This is a genomic window from Bacillus sp. J14TS2, assembly GCF_018333015.1.
GTDB lineage: Bacteria > Bacillota > Bacilli > Bacillales > Bacillaceae_C > Lederbergia.
In genome coordinates this window covers 1-487 of the sequence record NZ_BORE01000058.1, presented here as the reverse complement: position 1 = coordinate 487, position 487 = coordinate 1, and the positions used below count along the sequence as shown (strand labels likewise).

The 487-nt window shown below is 43.3% G+C and carries 1 protein-coding gene; it reads left to right on the top strand.

Translation table 11 applies throughout. From position 1 onward, the window contains the following. Positions 1-10: 10 nt before the first annotated feature. The coding region (locus KI375_RS27055) for a transposase (protein ID WP_280528691.1) at positions 11-487 on the top strand (477 nt) is incomplete at its 3' end.

The window sequence follows — 487 nt, the reverse complement described above, 5'->3', positions numbered from 1 at the left end:
CAATCAGATTATGGGAGAGAAGCGAAACAGCTATTCCAAAACGGACCATGACGCCACGTTTATGCGAATGAAAGAGGATCATATGCGGAATGGGCAGCTCAAACCAGCTTACAATGTCCAAGCCGCTATAGATGCAGAATTTATCGTGGGAATAGATGTCTTTTCCGACCGTAACGACACGGCGACGTTGATCCCGATGCTTCAATATGTAAAGGAAAATCTCCCTTTCACGTATCGACATATCGTCGCGGATTCTGGATATGAAAGCGAAGAAAATTATGACTATTTAAAGAAGCAAAAGCAGATGGCCTATATCAAACCGCAAAATCATGAACGTAAGAAAAAAGCTTCTTTCAAAAGGGACATCAAATATCGCGAAAACATGGCTTATGACAAAAGCACAGATACCTATACCTGCGCTAATAATCAGCAGCTGTATGTCACCCGAAACTACACGCGGACCTCGCAAACCGGCTACCAATCTCAG